Source organism: Leucobacter sp. CX169, from assembly GCF_017161405.1.
Lineage (GTDB): Bacteria > Actinomycetota > Actinomycetes > Actinomycetales > Microbacteriaceae > Cx-87.
The window spans coordinates 2,066,038-2,082,619 of record NZ_CP071051.1 but is presented as its reverse complement, the minus strand read 5'-3'; the positions used below and the strand labels follow the sequence as shown (position 1 = coordinate 2,082,619).

Annotated in this window: 19 protein-coding genes; 14 read left to right on the top strand and 5 right to left on the bottom strand. The window is 63.5% G+C overall.

Annotation, left to right across the window (positions count from 1 at the left end; all coding sequences use genetic code 11):
* Window positions 1-21 precede the first annotated feature (21 nt).
* Window positions 22-1,767, bottom strand: coding sequence for an HNH endonuclease signature motif containing protein (locus JW030_RS09515; protein WP_188044297.1), 1,746 nt, complete (start codon window positions 1,765-1,767; stop codon window positions 22-24).
* A gap of 86 nt (window positions 1,768-1,853) precedes the next feature.
* Window positions 1,854-2,768, bottom strand: coding sequence for a homocysteine S-methyltransferase (gene mmuM / locus JW030_RS09510; protein ID WP_188044296.1), 915 nt, complete (start codon window positions 2,766-2,768; stop codon window positions 1,854-1,856).
* An 83-nt stretch (window positions 2,769-2,851) separates the two neighbouring features.
* On the opposite strand from mmuM, the gene JW030_RS09505 reads away from it, so the two are divergent.
* The 5 genes from JW030_RS09505 to JW030_RS09485 all read left to right on the top strand — a co-directional run bounded on the left by JW030_RS09505 (window position 2,852) and on the right by JW030_RS09485 (window position 6,906).
* Window positions 2,852-3,505 (top strand): CatA-like O-acetyltransferase, encoded by a 654-nt coding sequence (locus JW030_RS09505; protein WP_188044295.1) that lies wholly within the window; start codon window positions 2,852-2,854, stop codon window positions 3,503-3,505.
* Window positions 3,506-3,711: 206 nt separating this feature from the next.
* Window positions 3,712-4,473 (top strand): ABC transporter ATP-binding protein, encoded by a 762-nt coding sequence (locus JW030_RS09500; RefSeq protein WP_188044418.1) that lies wholly within the window; start codon window positions 3,712-3,714, stop codon window positions 4,471-4,473.
* Complete coding sequence (locus JW030_RS09495; RefSeq protein ID WP_188044294.1) at window positions 4,470-5,312, top strand: ABC transporter permease; 843 nt, start codon at window positions 4,470-4,472, stop codon at window positions 5,310-5,312. Before JW030_RS09500 ends, JW030_RS09495 begins: the two co-directional genes overlap by 4 nt.
* A 50-nt stretch (window positions 5,313-5,362) precedes the next feature.
* Complete coding sequence (locus JW030_RS09490) at window positions 5,363-6,415, top strand: ABC transporter substrate-binding protein (protein ID WP_188044293.1); 1,053 nt, start codon at window positions 5,363-5,365, stop codon at window positions 6,413-6,415.
* Window positions 6,416-6,525: 110 nt separating this feature from the next.
* Window positions 6,526-6,906 carry a hypothetical protein gene (locus JW030_RS09485; RefSeq protein WP_188044292.1) on the top strand — a complete coding sequence of 127 codons (381 nt, stop codon included), beginning with the start codon at window positions 6,526-6,528 and terminating at the stop codon, window positions 6,904-6,906.
* A gap of 46 nt (window positions 6,907-6,952) precedes the next feature.
* Here the strand turns inward: JW030_RS09485 and JW030_RS09480 are convergent, their stop codons facing one another.
* Genes JW030_RS09480 through JW030_RS09470 form a run of 3 tightly spaced genes read right to left on the bottom strand, consistent with a single transcriptional unit; the run spans window position 6,953 to window position 8,951 of the window.
* Window positions 6,953-7,507 carry an amino acid synthesis family protein gene (locus JW030_RS09480; RefSeq protein WP_188044291.1) on the bottom strand — a complete coding sequence of 185 codons (555 nt, stop codon included), beginning with the start codon at window positions 7,505-7,507 and terminating at the stop codon, window positions 6,953-6,955.
* A complete protein-coding gene (locus JW030_RS09475) occupies window positions 7,504-8,550 on the bottom strand; it encodes an alcohol dehydrogenase catalytic domain-containing protein (RefSeq protein WP_188044290.1) in 1,047 nt (348 codons plus the stop codon). The genes JW030_RS09480 and JW030_RS09475 overlap by 4 nt, the downstream gene beginning before the upstream one ends.
* On the bottom strand, window positions 8,547-8,951 hold the full coding sequence (locus tag JW030_RS09470) for a VOC family protein (protein ID WP_188044289.1): 405 nt from the start codon (window positions 8,949-8,951) through the stop codon (window positions 8,547-8,549). The genes JW030_RS09475 and JW030_RS09470 overlap by 4 nt, the downstream gene beginning before the upstream one ends.
* A 187-nt stretch (window positions 8,952-9,138) precedes the next feature.
* Here JW030_RS09470 and JW030_RS09465 point away from each other — a divergent pair, with 187 nt between their 5' ends.
* From JW030_RS09465 to JW030_RS09425, 9 genes are all read left to right on the top strand, one after another.
* The gene (locus tag JW030_RS09465; RefSeq protein ID WP_188044288.1) at window positions 9,139-9,897 is read left to right on the top strand and encodes an N-acyl homoserine lactonase family protein; all 759 of its coding nucleotides are present in this window, start codon (window positions 9,139-9,141) and stop codon (window positions 9,895-9,897) included.
* A 62-nt stretch (window positions 9,898-9,959) separates the two neighbouring features.
* The gene (locus tag JW030_RS09460) at window positions 9,960-10,694 is read left to right on the top strand and encodes an SDR family NAD(P)-dependent oxidoreductase (protein ID WP_188044287.1); all 735 of its coding nucleotides are present in this window, start codon (window positions 9,960-9,962) and stop codon (window positions 10,692-10,694) included.
* Between the two features lie 139 nt (window positions 10,695-10,833).
* Window positions 10,834-11,943, top strand: a complete 1,110-nt coding sequence (locus tag JW030_RS09455) for an NAD(P)/FAD-dependent oxidoreductase (RefSeq protein ID WP_206348549.1) — start codon at window positions 10,834-10,836, stop codon at window positions 11,941-11,943.
* Window positions 11,940-12,527 (top strand): amino acid synthesis family protein, encoded by a 588-nt coding sequence (locus tag JW030_RS09450; protein WP_188044286.1) that lies wholly within the window; start codon window positions 11,940-11,942, stop codon window positions 12,525-12,527. Before JW030_RS09455 ends, JW030_RS09450 begins: the two co-directional genes overlap by 4 nt.
* Window positions 12,528-12,581: 54 nt before the next feature.
* On the top strand, window positions 12,582-13,325 hold the full coding sequence (locus tag JW030_RS09445) for a class II aldolase/adducin family protein (RefSeq protein WP_188044285.1): 744 nt from the start codon (window positions 12,582-12,584) through the stop codon (window positions 13,323-13,325).
* A 53-nt stretch (window positions 13,326-13,378) separates the two neighbouring features.
* Window positions 13,379-14,323: a 3-hydroxyacyl-CoA dehydrogenase NAD-binding domain-containing protein gene (locus JW030_RS09440; RefSeq protein WP_188044284.1), complete on the top strand. Its 945-nt coding sequence runs from the start codon at window positions 13,379-13,381 to the stop codon at window positions 14,321-14,323.
* A gap of 15 nt (window positions 14,324-14,338) precedes the next feature.
* A complete protein-coding gene (locus JW030_RS09435; protein WP_188044283.1) occupies window positions 14,339-15,151 on the top strand; it encodes an alpha/beta fold hydrolase in 813 nt (270 codons plus the stop codon).
* Between the two features lie 27 nt (window positions 15,152-15,178).
* Entirely contained in the window at window positions 15,179-15,634 is a 456-nt protein-coding gene (locus tag JW030_RS09430; protein WP_188044282.1) for a YbhB/YbcL family Raf kinase inhibitor-like protein, read from the top strand.
* Window positions 15,635-15,695: 61 nt separating this feature from the next.
* On the top strand, window positions 15,696-16,460 hold the full coding sequence (locus JW030_RS09425; protein WP_188044281.1) for an IclR family transcriptional regulator: 765 nt from the start codon (window positions 15,696-15,698) through the stop codon (window positions 16,458-16,460).
* Window positions 16,461-16,582: the final 122 nt, after the last annotated feature.

Here is a 16,582-nt window from a genome sequence, read left to right as displayed (position 1 = left end):
CATGCTCGACCCCTTTCGGCCTCAACCTGGGCGGATCGCTTCGCTGAGGCCCGGACTCGGGGTTGACCCGCTGTTGGGCGGAGCTGTCCCCTTGGGTCGACTTCTCGATCTTGAGAACTGATCTTCGGCAGTTTGGCCACCGATCTGGCGAGGGAATGAGCTTGTGGCGGTGTCGTCGATCCGGGCAACGTCGAGTCGGGCCGCGCCGTCGCCGGGCCGAAACCTCACCGTCGGCCCGGGGATTGCTCCCCATACATACGAGCGGATGACCCGGACGGGGAGCTCGATCCCGGTGGCGGCCAAGTTGCCTATCTCGCCTTTGAGTCTGCCTCCGGTCGCCTCGCGTCTGCTGTTCGTGTCGCCCGGCGGCGGGTGTAGCAGGAATGTCCCACTGCCCTCGCGGGTGATGCTCCAGCCGTTCGAGTGGAGCTGCATGTGATGGAACCGGCACAACAGGACACCGCGATCGATGTCGGTGCGACCGTGGTCTTTCGCCCATTCGTCGATGTGGTGCGCTTCGCAGTACGACGCCGGCCGGTCGCATCCTGTCCACCGGCAGCCCCCATCGCGCAGCGAGAGCGCGATACGCTGCCGAGCCGTGAAGAGGCGCTGCTCGCGCCCGACATCGAGCGGATTGCCGAGTGGGTCAATGGTGACCGGCACCGTCCCGGTGTTGCAGACGGTGCGGTCAGCGACCCAGGCCGGGACCTGTGTGCCATCGCCCTCGAGGAACGCGTGGTCGGGGTGGGCATCGGTGACGACCCGGACGACCCGGACGCCTACTTGGCGGGTCCCGAACACCTGGACCGGGGTGGCGAGGCTGCCGCTACGCAACACGTCGATCATGAGGTCGTGAGTGAGCTGATCGTTCGTGCGCGGGTCATTTCGAAGCTCGTCCGCCCGGGCGTTCTCGGTCGGATCGACAAATCGGGGGCCGCCTCGGCGCGGCCGGAGGGCGGCGTCGATGAGGCTGTGCACCCAGGCCGCTGATTCGTCGTCAAAGGTGAACGTCCCGTGGTGCGTGCCCTTCGCATCAACCCAGATACGAAACGAACGAGCCTCGTACCGCTCGGTGAACCTGCGCTCGGCCCCCACGGGATCGAGCTCGTCGCGCACTGCCCGCGCGGCGGCGCGGAGCTCTTCGAGGGTGCGCAGGCCGGCTTCGGTAATGAGGTGCTCCGTGGCGAGGCCCCACGTCGCAGCCATCACAGCGGCAAGCTCTCCCTCGAGCGGCGTTGGGGGTTCCCCCAGACCCATCCGGATCGCGTCGTGCTGATCGGCCGTGATCGTGCCGCTCAGTAGCGCGCGATCTAACGGCGCATGCCATGGGGTGGCGAGACCGTCGGCAGAGGTGCCGACACCATCACTCGCGTCTGCGCCGAGTTTCATGCAATAGGGCCCGGCACCAGCCCCCGTCTCCGCCGCACTCTCAAGGAGTGACTGCCCCACCCGGATTTCACGCATCGCCTGCGATCGGCTGACTCCAGTCAGCTGCTGCACCAGCGACACTGGGCCCCGGTGACCGCGTGATTGGGCGATGCCCGAGTGCCCGTCCGTGCGGGTGGACCGCAGGGCCACGACGCCGGACGCGGCGAGCTGCAGCCGCTCGACCGAACGAGCAAGCGAGGCTGTCGCCTCGAGCACCGCCACCACGTCCTCGTCGGACAGCGTGCGCACGATCTCGGGGAGTGAAGATGCCGACGGCACCTCGCCGACCAGCTGGCGCACTGCCGCCAACTGGTGCTCGAGCGAGGTGATGAATTCCATGTTTCGATGTTCCGCCAGACCTCCGACATTGAAGCCCCGCACAGCCGCGAGAGACCTCGCGAAAGGTCACGGTACGGTATCGAAAATCACCCGGCTGCTTCGACCGTGATCCTGCGAGACAGTCTGGCGACCTCGTCGGTGCCGACGCGGCAGCAACCGCCGATCGCACGCACGCCGAGGGCGCGCCACTCGTCGACCGAGCCGACAATCGAACGGCCGCTGCCTGACCAGGATCTCGACCGTGCGTCCCACACCTCGCCGCTGTTCGGGTACGCGATGAGGGGCAGCTCGGTGTGGGCGGCGAGCACCCGCAGCGCCGCGTCAGTCTCGTCCACCGACGAACAGTTCACCCCGAGCGCGACGATGCCCGGGTGCCGCTCGGCGAGCGCCACGAGGCCCGCGAGCGCTTCGCCGCTGCGCAGCGCCCCGCCCGCGACGGTCACGCTGAGGACGACGGGAAGGTTGAGCTCGACGGTCTCCGCGGCGATCGCGGCGGCCTCGGCAAGGCTCGGGATCGTCTCGGCAAACACGACATCAGGACGAGCCGCGACGAGCGCCGCGATGCGCGGGCGGTGCCATTCGCGAAGCTCGGCGACCGAGAGTCCGTAGGCGCCCGTATACTCGCTGCCGTCGCCGAGGCTCGCGCCGTACGGGCCGAGCGAGGCCGCAACCCATGCCTCGCCTGGACCGAGTCCCGCGGCAGACCGGGCCTCGCGTGCAAGCTCGACGCTGCGAGCCAACAGCTCGGGGGCCAGCCCGGGGTCGAACCCCGCACTCGCCAGCGCGCTCGCGCTGACCTGGTACGACCCGGTCGTCGCGACGCGGGACCCGGACTGGAAAAAGTCGAGATGTGCGGCATGTACCTCGTCCGGCTGCTCCAGCAGGATCCGCGCCGACCACAGGGCCGATGCAACTGAATTCCCGCGCGCCTCGAGGTGCGTGCCGAGGCCGCCGTCGAGGGGAACCACCCCGGATTGAAGGGCGTCGAGGAAAGCAGGCATGAGCCGAGCCTAGAGCGCGACGCGCGCGAAGACGGCGCCGTTACTCCGTGTATCGCGACGAGCCCCCTGGCAGGATGGCGGTCATGGTTACCCCCACGCCGATCGACCTCGAGTCCTGGCCGCGCCGCGAGACCTTCGACCACTTCCGCTCGCGAGTGCCCTGCAGCTATGCGATTACCGTCGAGCTCGACGTCACCGAGATGGTGCGCGCGCTCGCCGCGTCGGAGTTCAAGACCTACCCGGCACAGATCTGGGCCATCGCGACCGTGGTCAATCGATTCGCGGAGTTCCGGATGACCCTGAATGCGGAGGACCTGCCTGCCGTCTGGCCAGTCGTGCACCCCGCGTTCACGGTGTTCAACCGAGAACGAGAGACCTTCGCGTCGGTCTGGGTGCCGTATGACGCAGACTTCAGGAACTTCCACGAGCGAGCCGTCAAGGTGCTCGCGAGCGCCGCTCACACCGATCAGATGTTCCCGCAGGGGGAGCCGCCGGCGAACACGTTCGATATCTCGAGCCTCCCGTGGACGAGCTTTACGGGGTTCTCACTGCAGATCGCGGGCGGAAATGACCACTTTGCGCCGATCTTCACGCTCGGACGCTACGTCGTGCGCGAGGGGCGCACGCTGCTGCCGGTTTCCTTGCAGATTCACCACGCCGCGGCCGACGGCTTTCACGCCACGCGGCTCCTGGGTGAGCTTGAGGGGCTCTTGGGCGACCCGGGGTGGCTGCGCTGACGGACGGGGGCCGATCTGGCCCTCATCTGCTCTCCGCGCCCGTAGGGCAGGTTTCACATACTCACACAAAGTTCATTATTATTAAATGGTGATACACCACTAGCTCTTCTGTGAGAAGTTCACTATGCTCTCCACGTAATACAAGTGATCTTGAAGCAAGGGGGCTTCGCGTGGCCAGAGACAGCATTATCGCCGAATCGGTGGGCATGACGTTCAGGCGTCAAGGCCTCTCCCACGAGGTCCTGAGTAGCCTGAATCTCCAGGTTCCGGCGGGGGGATTTATCTCACTGCTTGGTCCGTCAGGCTGTGGAAAGAGCACGTTGCTCAAGATCCTTGGCGGTCTTGAAGAGCCCACCACCGGCACAGTCCGCATCGGCGACGAGGACGTGCACACCGCGGTGAAGAACGGCCGTATTGGCCTCGTACAACAGAAAGCGGCGTTGCTGCCGTGGAAGACGGCGCTCGAGAACACTTCGTTTCTCATCGAGCTCAGCCAGCCGAAGACTTCGACAGCCGAGGCGCGCACGCGGGCGCTTGGCGCCCTCGAATTGGTGGGGCTCTCGAACGCGGTGAATAAGCTGCCACACGAGCTTTCGGGCGGTATGGCGCAGCGGGTTTCGATCGCCCGAGCGCTCGCGCTCGATCCGTCGATCCTGTACATGGACGAACCGTTCGGTGCTCTGGACGCCATCACCCGCGATCAGATGAACCTCCTGCTGCAGGACCTCTGGAGTGCAACGGGCAAGACCGTCGTTTTCGTCACCCACTCCATCTCCGAGGCAGTGTTCCTCTCCGACACTGTGCACGTCATGTCGGCAAACCCCGGCAGGATCACGCTGAGCGAAGACATCTTGCTGCCGCGCCCCCGCGATGGGCGCTCAGCTGGTACACCCGAGTTTGTCGCCTATGAAGAGAAGCTGCGCGAGCAGCTCGACCAGAACGTCGAAGCAGCAAGGAGTGCAGCATGACCGCCACGACTACCGACACTGTCGCGATCGCGACCCGAGCGATGGCGGTCCCGCGCGAAAGCCGTATTGCGAAGTGGTTTTCCGCGAGTTGGCCAGCACTGTTGCTGGCAGCGCTCATTTTGGTGCTGTGGGAACTGGCGGTCGTTGTATTTCAGATCTCCGAGTTCAAACTCGCGAAGCCCAGTGCTATCGCGCTCGAACTAGTCGACTCAGCGGGCCTGCTCCTCGCCGCGACCTGGGTGACGACGCAAGAGATTCTCTACGGATTTCTCATCAGCATCGCGGTCGGGGTGCTGCTCGCACTGATCGTTGTGCGCTACCGCTGGCTCGACCGCGCGCTCTACCCGCTCATCGTGCTGTTTCAAGTCGTCCCCAAGGTGGCCCTCGCGCCGATCTTCATCCTCTGGTTCGGCTACGGTCTTGCCCCGAAGCTCTGGCTGATCGTTGTGATCGCCTTCTTCCCCATCACCCTCAACATGATGGTGGGGCTCAAGGGTTTCGACCCTGACCTCAAGATGCTGATGAAGTCGATCGGCGCGAGCAGCAGCCAATTCCTCTGGCGCATTCAATTCCCCACCTCGCTGCCGAACCTCTTCGCCGGCCTGCGCATTGCCATCACCCTGTGCGTGATCGGTGCCGTAGTCGCTGAGTTCTCGGGGGCCTCCGCCGGCCTCGGTTACCTGATTCAGTTCGCATCGACGCAGCTGGATACGCCCCTCATGTTCGCGGCGCTCACGGCTATCTCGGCACTCGGCTTGGTGCTGTACTACGCGATCGCGTGGCTCGAGATGCTACTGGCGAAGTTCTACCCGCACTTGAAGTTCCAGCAGGCGAACTAACGACACTGCCCACTTCTCACCATCCTGATTCAGTAACGAAGGAGTTATCTATGAAATCTCGACTGATCACCACGCTCGCGTTCGCGGGTGCGACAGCCTTGCTGCTTGCCGGCTGCGGCTCGACGGCCTCGGGCGGCGGCGAAGGGGGCGGCGAGAGCGCAGCCGAGCTCGACCATGTGACGGTGCAGCTCGACTATGTGCCCCGCGGGAACCACGCAATGTTCTTCGTCGGCCAGGAGAAAGGCTTCTTCGAAGAAGAGGGCATCGTCGTCGACGACATTATTAAGGGCACGGGATCGCCCGATGCCATGCGCATCGTCGGCGGAGGACAGGCCGACTTCGGCTTTGGCGACCTGCCGACCCTGGTGACCGCCCGCTCGCAGGGCGTCGAGGTGACGGCGCTCGCTGCCGTCAACCAGACGAGCCCGCTCGCCATGTGTGGGCTCTCCGAAAAGCACGATCTGCAAACAGCTGCTGATCTCAAGGGACTCAACATCGGTGTGCACCCCGCCGGCTCGACCTACATCTTCTGGCAGGCACTGCTGGCCGCGAACAACATGACCGCGGCCGATGTCACCGAACTCACGGTGACACCGCCCTATGAGAGTTACTTGCTCACCGGCAACGTCGACGCCATCATCTGCTACATCGACGCCGAGGTGCCCGAGCTGGAGGCCAAGGCAGGCGGCCCGGGCAGCCTGAGTGTGATGCTCGGCTCCGAGAACGGTTACGACGTCTACGGCTCGGGCATGTTTACGAGCTCGAAGCTGGTCGCCGAAGACCCTGATCTTGTCGAGCGCTTCACCCGCGCGTACATCAAGTCCTTCCAGTACGTGATCGACAACCCTGCGGAGGCGGCTGAAATTGTGGCCGCGTCAGCGCCCGAGCTTGCAGATAAGGCTGAGGTATTTCAAGAACAGTTGCAGGCCGACATCGATTACACCTTTGAGAGCGAACTCACGGATGAGCTTGGCCTCGGCGCGATGAGCGAAGAAGTGTGGCAATCGACGATCGACGTGCTCAGCAAGCAAGGCGTCATCGAGACGGCCCCTGCAGTGAACGACGTGTTTGACTCGTCGTTCGTCGAGAAGGCGCACCAGTAGCCCTGGCTGTACGACCACGGGTGCGGGCGGGGCAGTCGCCTCGTCCGCACCTGTGGCTATAGCCGATATGGTGAAGCAAACGCACGAGTGAGGCCCGAATGAGACAGAGAATGACCTTGCGCCTGGCGGCGGTGCTGGCAATGTCGGCGGCCCTGCTCGGTACGGCCGGATGCGCCGGCGGCGCCGCGACCGTTGGTGGCGAGGATGGTCGGATCATCGCGCAACTCGCCGACATTGCCCCGCGCGATTCGAAGGTCGAAGAGCCGATTGAAGCGGTCGAGTGCTGGAAGCCGTCGGAGAGCATGATCGACGACGACACGTTTCGCGTGCTGTGTCGACTGCACTACACGCAGGCCGGCGCCGAGCGCTATCGCGACATGATCTGCCTCGGCAGCGTGACGAAGGACCCCGTGAGCGAGTATTGCTACCTCTGGGCGTTCTACAGCGATATGCCCGTATACGAGGATCAGCCCGGCTATCGGGCGGCATGACGGAGCCCCGGGGCGCGAACGTCCCGGGGCTCCACTCGCGCAGTGCCTACTGCTCTGCCGCGTTAAAGGTCGCAAGCCGCTGCTGCGGCCGGCCCTGCGCTGCGCCCGCGAGCGCGATCAGGATCTCGCCCGGGTAAGGGGCATCCGAGACGCGCGCCTCGACGGTTTGGTGATGCGAACGCACCGTCGCGTCGGTGAAGTGCTTCAGCGGGATGTCAAACAGGGCGCCGGCCAGCCCGCGCTTCTCGACCGCGGGCAGCAACGTCGTCGCGCCTGCCGCGTTTCGGAAGTGATTGCCAAACGTCAGCGTGTGGATGAGTGCCGAGCCATGCTCGATTTCCCCGTCAAGACCGACGATCGCTGCCTTGCCATACGCCTCGAGTGGTGAGCCAAGCGCCGCCATTACCCTCGGAGCGAGCAATGCGCCCAGCTCCGATGCGCAGCTCGCTATCCCGGGTCCGAGGTCGTCGACGAAGCCCTGGCCCGCCCATGGATTGTCGATCACTACAGCGACGATCGCGACGCGCGCGATGGGAGTGACCGCGCGTCCGCCTTCGAAGGCGACCTCCTCGACGGTCGTGGTCAGTTTTCGGAACTTCATTGGCGGATCCCGTCGTAGGTGAGAGCGACCTTGACAAACTCGCGATTGTCGAAGCGTCGGTACGCTTCTTCAGCTTCGGTGAACGGCAGGACGTGCGTCAAGACCTCGCGCGGTGCAAGCTCACCAGACTGGATCATGCCGAGCAGCAGCTCGCGTGTTGCGAACGGGTTGCCGATGCAGAACTTGAGCGTGAGTTCCTTCTCAAACATGATTCCGTTGTTGAGCGGGAAGTCGGTTTCGAAGTGCGCGCCGACGACCGAGATTTTTCCTTGTGGGCGGGCGAGATGGAGCGCCTCCTGCAGTGCAGGAATGCTGCCGGACGCTTCAATTACGCAGTCCGCGCCGTCGCCGCCACTCGCGAGGGCGACACGTTCGCGCGCCTCGGAAGGCTCGCAGGTCTCTGCGCCGAGCTTCACCGCGAGTTCTCGCCGATTCGGCACCCCGTCCACGGCGATGACCCGGGCTCCGCGCTGCAGCGCGACCATGATGGCCATGAGGCCGACCGGGCCCGCGCCCTGCACGACTACCAGCTGCCCAGCGCTGACCCCGGCGGAGTCGACACCCGCGTAACCAGTGGGCAGGATGTCCGCGAGAAACAATGCGTCCTCATTCGACACCGAATCGTCGAGCGGCATGAGGCTCCGTGAGGCGTTCGGTACGCGTACGAACTCGGCTTGGCCGCCGTCAAGCTTCGGGTACACGCCGGAGTATCCAAAGAGCGAGCGCGTCTCGCACTGCGTCCACCGCCCGTGGGCGCACTGGGAACACTCGCCGCAGCTCGTCATGCTCGTGTTTACGACGCGGTCGCCCACGGCGATCCCGGTCACTTTCGTGCCGACCTCAGTGACGACGCCGACAAACTCGTGGCCGGGAATCATTCCAAATTCAAATCCGGGCGTGTGCCCGTGGAAGGGCAGGAGGTCGGCCCCGCAGATCGCTGAGTGGCTGACGCGCACGATGGCGTCTTCGGGCGACGAAATCTCGGGGGCGGGCCGATCCTGGATCCCAATTACTTCGGTGGCCGCTAGGACGATCGCTTTCATGCCAGTTCCTCAATCTCGATCAGGTTGTTCTCGGGGTCCGCGACAAAGAATCGTGCGCCACCCCACGGCGGCCGAAACGTATCAGAGCGGAAATTCACATTGTGCCCGACGAGTTCGGCGCGCACCCCATCGCAGTCAGCAACCTCAAGCACCAGGCAGGCGCTTCGTTCTTGTGCCGAGTGGGGCACGCGGAAAGTAAAGTCGGGCAGGTCGTCGCCTACGGTGCCATCTTGAGTGAGCGAGAGTCGCATGCCCTGCTTCTCGAGAATCACGTAGGGCGGGTCCTCAAATCGGGCCGAGGCTGTGAAACCAAGCACCTCGGTGTAAAAGTTGGAGAGTGTGAATACGTCCCTCGCGGCGAGAATGATTCCCGCCCGGATGGTCTGCACTTGTGCTTGCACGGCTGCGCTCCCTTGCGTTTGCGTTACATGTTGAGACAACTATTTCGTCATGTGAGAAGAAACTCAAGGCCGAGTTTTGTTCAGAGTGGTTGACATGCCTCAATTAGTTCTCATAACATGAGAGAAATCTTGCGCCGGTTGAGAGAAATTGGCGCCGATCGAGGTCTATCTCAACGAGGAGGAAGCAATGACCGACCCCAAGGTCACGCTGCTTGACGGCGGCAGTTTGGTGATTGATGGCTCGCAGGTGCACTGGCACCATGATCTCGGCGACGAGGTTCGTTTCCCGGTCTACAGCGTGCTGGTGCAGATCGCCGACGGCCCCAACATCTTGTTCGACACCGGCTTTGACCTTGACCATGTGAACGCGGTCTTGCCGTTCGAGAAGCCGCTGCAGAGCCCCGAGCAGACCATTCCCGCGCAGCTCGCCCTCTGCGGGCTGGCGCCGGAAGACATTGACATCGTCATTAATTCGCACTTCCACTTCGATCACGTCGGTGGAAACAAGTACCTGACGAACGCGCAGATTCTCGTGCACAAAGACGAGCTGCGCCACGCGCTCGTGCCCGAACCCTTCGAGCGCCTCGGCTACTCCGATCTCTCCTTCAACTTCGACAAGTCGAAGTACAAGTTCATCTCGGGGGAGTACGAGATCGCGCCCGGCGTGACGCTGATCGAGACCCCTGGTCACACGGTCGCCCACTACTCGATGCTGGTTGAGTTTGCGGGCGCTCCCGCGATGCTCTTTGCCGGAGACGCGGCCTACACCTACAAGGCGCTCGAGGCCGAGGTGATCGGCGGTTTCCACCTTGATCCCTCGGCCTCGATCGACTCGCTGCGCAAGCTGTCCTACATCAGTCGCACCAAGGGGGCGGACATTTACCCGTCGCACGAGATGGCCCCGTGGCTGCTGTGGAAGAAGGCTCCCGAGTCGTACGGCGGATAGCGCCGCACCGCCCCAAAGGCGCGATCTATTGCTTGTGAAATTCAGTGAGGAATTGAGGAACTATGTCGAAGCATGAAAAGCAGGTTGCCATTGTTACGGGCGCGGCCCAGGGTATTGGCGCGGCCATCGCGCGGCGCATCGCGAAGAACGATGTCACCGTGGTCATCGCCGATGTGAATGCCGAGAAGGGTGAGGCTGTCGCCGCCGAGCTTTCGGGCCACTTCCATCGCACCGACGTCAGTGATCCCGTCGCAGTGCAGGGCATGGTCGACGACGTAATGGCCAAGTATGGCCGCATTGACATTCTGGTGAATGATGCGGCGATCGTGCCGTTCGTTGCGTGGGAAGAGCTGTCGTTTGAAGAGTGGCGCCGTGTTATGGCGGTCAACGTCGACGGGCTGTTCCTGGTGACGAAGGCGGTCTCGAAGCACATGGCCGAGGCCGGCTACGGTCGCATCGTGAATATCTCGTCGAACACCTTCGTAGCGGGGACGCCCAACGCGAACCACTACGTCTCGGGCAAGGGGGCGACCATCGGCTTCACTCGCTCGCTCGCGTCCGAGCTGGGCAAAGACGGCATTACGGTCAACTCGGTTGCCCCGGGGCTGACCGAGAGCGAGGGCGTAAAGGCCGGGCCGCACAACGATGGCTTCGGCTACGTCGTTCCGATGCAGGCGTTTTCGCGCAAGGGGCAGCCGGAAGATATTGCTCCCGCCGTCGCGTTCTTGACGACGGAGGAGGCTGGCTGGGTGACCGGGCAGCTGCTCGTGGTCGACGGCGGGCACACGCGCAACTAGCAGGGTGCCCGCGCCTTCGGGCGCGGGCTTTCCGCCACAAGAAATCGGGGATTTCTTGTGGCATGCCACAAATACTTTTTATTACAAGCTGAGATTTGGTTATCACGTGAGTATGGTGGCCATGGAAGGACGCAATAACATGAGTAATCGTACTGCCGAGGTTGCAGGGGCCGGGTTTGCCGGGCTCGTCGCGGCAACGACGCTCGCCCAGAACGGGTGGGACGTTACGCTGCATGAGAAAGATACGGAGCTTCGCCCGCTGGGCGCAGGGATCCTGCTCTGGAACAACAGCCTGCAGGTACTGAAAGCGATCGGCGCCTACGACCGGCTGCTGCCGCACACCGTAATGCCGCCGTTCTACGAGACGCGCATGCACAATGTGACGAAGTCGCTCGAAGACTTCGGCGGGCTGCCCTGGCGCACGATGACGCGGAAGGCGTTGCACGACGCGCTCGTCGCGACGGCCATCGATGCGGGCGTCACGATCCTGGTGGACTCCGAGGTCGTCGCCGCTGATCCTGCCGGCAGTGTCACGCTCGCAAGCGGCGAGGTCCGCCACGCCGACCTGATCGTCGGTGCGGACGGCGTCAACTCGAACGTGCGCGACTCGATCGGCTTTGAACAGGAGCGCACGCGTTCGAAAGACGGCGTCACCCGCCTCATCGTGCCCCGCTGCAAGGAGGAGCTGGGCGGTGGCGACGAGTGGGACAACGTCATTGATTTCTGGAACCTCGAGCCCCGCGTGCTGCGCGTGCTGTACATTCCCTGCAACGAGGACGAACTGTATATCGCGCTGATGGCGCCGATCGAGGACGAGGAAGGATCGGCCGTGCCGATCAACTACGACGTCTGGGTCGAGAGCCACCCCTACCTGGCCCCCGTGCTGCGCGAGGCCGCGAAGATCTCGGGTCGCTACGACGGTTACCAAACCAATGTACTCAAGGAGTGGTCGAACGGCCGCGTCGCGCTGGTCGGCGACTCGGCACACGCGATGTGCCCGGCGCTCGCACAGGGTGCGGGTTCGGCCATGGTCAACGCCTACACGATGGCCACCTCGGTATCGAAGGGCTCTGCCGACCTTGCGCAGGAGCTGGGCGACTGGCAGGCGCGCGAGCGCGGGGTCACCGACCGCTGCCAGGAGAAGTCGGCGTGGTTCGCCGAGACGCGCAGCATGGCAGAGGGAAATCAATTCACGCCCGAGGTGCTCGAGGCGGCCAAATACGATCCGACAACGGCGGTGCACGCATGAACGCAGTAATTGATGGGTACGAGATCCGCGCTTGGCACTCGAGCGTGGTGGAAGTGACCGAGCTCGCCGGACGGCAGCTGGAGGAGCCGCTGGTCAAGGCGGCGGTGGGCGTCGTGATTCGAAACCCGTTCGCCGGCCAGCCCTTCCAGCAGGACCTCAGCGCTTTGACCGCACCGAGTGGCGAGCTCGCCTTCGCCCTGGGTACCCGGGCGAAGGCGCTGCTGGGTGGCCGCGAGGTCGAGGGGTATGGCAAGGGTGGCGTTGCCGGCATCGCGGGTGAGCAGGAGCACGTGGTGGCCTGCGTGACCACGATCTTCGGCAACGGCTTCCGCGACGCTGTTGGCGGGGGCAAAGCCTGGATCTCGTCAATGACCAAGGTCTCGTCGGCGGGCGTCACGCTCGACATTCCCCTGGCCTTTAAGGACGAAGTCTACGTCCGTGACTACTACGACGGCATCACGTTGCACGTCGCAGACTCTCCCAAGCCAGACGAGCTGCTGATCTGCGTGGCAGTCTCGAGCGGCGGACGCCCGAATGCCCGCGTCGGCGGAATGACCAAGGCCGAGGCTCTGGCGCAGCGATAGCGGCTCGTCAAACAATGCACTTCAGAATCGCAAGAATAGAAGAAGGAGCTTCACATGCGTGAGCCATTCAACCCCTCACCGGAAATTCAAGAGGTTCTCGAGAACCTCGCCCGCGTACATCGCATCCTCGAGATCGAAGGCCACGGGGACATGTCGATGGGACACATGTCCTACCGCGACCCGGAGGGGCGGGGTATGTGGCTCAAGCGCGGGCATCTCGCGCTCTCTGAAGTCACGGCTCAGGACTACCTATTGGTCACGCTCGACGGCGAGGTGTTGCAGGGGGAGGGGTTCCGTCACCTCGAATGGCCACTGCACGCTGAAATCTTCCTCGCTCGCCCCGACGTGAATTTCGTGGGCCACTCGCACGCACACTTCGCAACCGTCTTTGGCGCCGGCACCAACCAGCTCGCCCCGGTCAACAATCACGGCGCGTGGTTTGCGAACGAGGGCGTGCCGCGCTTTGACGAGACGAGCCACATCGTCACGACGGTTGAGCTCGGAAAGGCCGTCGCGGAAAAGCTCGGGCGGGCCGAGGCGATTCTCCTGGCCAATCACGGCATTGCCTTCACCGGCGGCGACGTACGTGAGCTGCTGCTGTGCGGCATCTTCCTCGAGTGGTCCTCGAAGTTTCAGATTGATCTCGAGTCGTCGGGGGCTTCGTTCCCGATTCCCGACCATGCGGAGTCGATTGAGAAGGCCGCGCGAATCTACCCGCACCACGCAAAAGAGAACTACTGGAAGTACTTCAACCGCCTGCTTGACCGCGCTGAGGGTCGGGAACCGCAGGCGATCTAGCGGTGCGAAGTTCAGTTCAGCTCAACGACATTTCATTCAAAGGAGAAGGAAACATGGCACATCTGAAGAAGGTCACCGTACTTGGCTCGGGCATCATGGGCCCCGGCATTGCCGCCGTATTTGCGCGCTCGGGTGTCGACGTCACTGTGTACGACGTGGTTGAGGACGCCCTCGTGCGCGCCGCCGACGGAGTGAAGCTCGCCGCCAAGGTGCTCGACAACCTTGAGTCGCCCCGCGGCGATCGCCAGGGTGAGATCAGCTTCACGACCGACATTGGCGAGGCGCTTGCGGGGACGGAGTTCGTGCTCGAGGCGGTGCCCGAGCGCGAAGACCTCAAGCGCCAGGTGCTCGCGCAGGTTGAGGGCCTCGTCGGCGCAGACGTGATCATCGCCTCGAATACCTCGGGCATTCCGATTACCAAGCTCGCTGAAGGGCTTGCTCACCCCGAGCGCCTGGTTGGGATGCACTGGTCAAACCCGCCGCACGTGATTCCACTGATCGAGGTTGTTCCCGGTCAGCAGACCAGTGAGGCAACGAGCGACCGAGTCTCTGAGGTCGCGAATTCCTTCGGCTATGAGGCCGTTCGTGAGCGCGAGACCCCCGGGTTTGTTGAGAACCGGATCCTGTACGCAATCATGCGTGAGAGCCTGGCACTCGTCGATGAGGGCGTGATCTCGCGCGAGGACATGGACATCTGCGTGCGCTGGGGGATTGGCTTCAAGCTTTCGGTGGTGGGCCCCATGCGCCTGCTCGACATGGCCGGTCTCGACACCTACAACAATGTCGCGAGCTACTTGAACCCCGACCTCTCAAAGGCGGACGGGGTTCCCGCCGTCATCACTCAGAACGTCGAAGCGAAGACCTTCGGGTTCAAGAGCGGAAAGGGCCTGTTCGAATACGGCGAGGGCGAGGTTGCGGCCAAGCGAGCGCAAATCGTCCAGCAGCTCGTGCAGGTGCGCAAGGCGATGCCGCAGCCGCTGAGCAGCGACCAGGTCTAGCGAAGGGCGCTGGCTGTGATCCGTCACTGTTCTACGAACGGAATCGAGATTGCCTACGCCGAGACGGGGGAGGGAGCTGACACCTTCTTCCTGCTGCACGGGGTCACGGCGAACCATCAGGTCTGGGCGCCGGTGGCACGCGCCCTCGGTCAGCGTGCCCGGGTGATCGCAGTGGATCAGCGTGGGCACGGCAATAGCGCAAAGCCCGACGCGGGATATTCGGCGGAGGATTTTGCCGGCGACATCCGCGGGCTTGTTGAAGCTCTCGGCGGTGGGGGGAAGAACGTTCTGGTGGGCCACTCACTCGGATCGCGAAACTCTATTGCTGCGGCCGCGCTCTATCCAGAGCTCGTCGACGGGGTCGTCGCGATTGACTTCACGCCGTTCATTGAAGCCCAGGTGTTCGACAGCCTCGAGGCGCGAGTGGGCGCTGGAGCCCAGACGTTCGAATCGGTCGAAGCAATTGAGGCCTATCTGCACGGAAGATATGCCAACATGCCGCATGACGCGATCATGCGTCGGGCCGAGTACGGCTATCGCGAAACCGAGCGGGGTTTCGAGCCGCTCGCATCGCCTGTAGCCATGTTGCAGACGGTGCAGGGCCTGCGGGCCGACCTCACCGGGTACTACGCAGCGGTCGCTGTCCCGACAGTCGTCGTGCGTGGCGAAGAGAGCACGCTGGTGACTCAGGCCGCGTTCGATCGATCGCGTGCGCTCCGCCCGGACCTGCAATACGAGACCGTTGCCGACGCTGACCATTACGTTCCGGAGGAGCAGCCGGGGGCCATTTCCCAAATCGCGCTCGATTTGCTCGAACAGATTTCCTAATCACCACCCGACACAAAGGAGACGCCCATGGGCCTCAATATTCAAGACCTCGCTCTCTCGAGCCCCGACATCGAAAACCTGGGCGCGATTGCCCCCCGGTTCGCGGCGGACACAGGAAACGAAACCCCTCGCCTCGTGATTGCTGGCGTACCGGAGGGCGCCGTCGAGCTCGCTGTGGTGCTGCACGATCCCGACGCTCCGCTGCCGCAGGGATTCACGCATTGGACGGTCTATGGCATCGATCCCGGTACCACTGAGCTCGGCGGTACCGTCGAGGCCGGACGTGTCGGCCCCAATGGAATGGGTGAGGTCGCCTACAGCGGCCCGCAGCCTCCGTTTGGGCATGGCCTGCACCACTACTACTTCTGGGTCTATGCACTCAACCGCAAGGTCGACGGAGCGCCCTCACGCGAAGAGTTCCTGGCCTCGTATGCTGATGCTATCGTCGAGCAAAATCGCTTCGTCGGAACGTATCAGCGCTAACTTAGCCGCCCGTACGGTCGTTATTGCGGGGAGACGATCGGCCCGAAGGATAGAGGACCACATGCAAACGAGTCGTGCAAAAGGCGTCGACAGTGCACGTCGGGTATTGCAGATTCTGCTCAGCTTCACCGAGGCATCACCTGAAATCACGGTGGAGCAGATTTCCGCCCGATTCGAGATTTCGATCCCGAGCGCTTACCGCTACATTGCGTTGCTGCGCGAGCTGTATCTGATCGAAGAGCGCAGACGAGGCGTCTACACGCTGACATCACAGATGTTCCGGTTGGCAAGCGTGGCGGAGTCGTCGCTCGACATCGGCGCGATCGGGAAGCCGATTCTCGAGCAGCTCGTCGAGGAAACTCATGAGACGACCCTGATCCTGCGTCGGGTGAAGGACTCTGTGTTGTGTGTGGCATCGGTCATCCCTGACAAGCCCGCCATGATCTCCTTCAAGCCGGGGCACCTCATGCCTCTTCATAAGGGTGCGGGACCAAAGGTCCTGCTCGCCGCAGCGCTTCCCGAGAAGCGGGAGAAGTACTTCCGCAAGCTCGAGCAGACGCTGTCGAAAGAGGAGGTGGAGGAGCTGCGCAATGAGGTCGCCCTAGCGGGAAAGCTCAATCACGCCGTCTCTGCGGCCGAGGTGGACGAGGGCATCTACGCGGTAGCCGCGCCGATCATTGTGGAGGGGCGCACGGTCGCCGCGCTATCCATTGCAGGGCTCGAGTTCCGGCTCGACGACCAGGCAAAGGAACGACTCCTCGAGAAGGTCAAGCTGGGCGCCAGAGAGATCGCAGAGCTCGTGCTTGCTGAGGAAAGCGCTCAGTAATCACCTATGCGCCGCACAGGTTGGCGGCGTCGGTTTCTCAGCATGTGATTTGTGCCGGAATGGGGCGCTACTTCGCCGGATTTCCGGGAAAGTAACGCTGTTATCTCGGCATTCTGAATTGC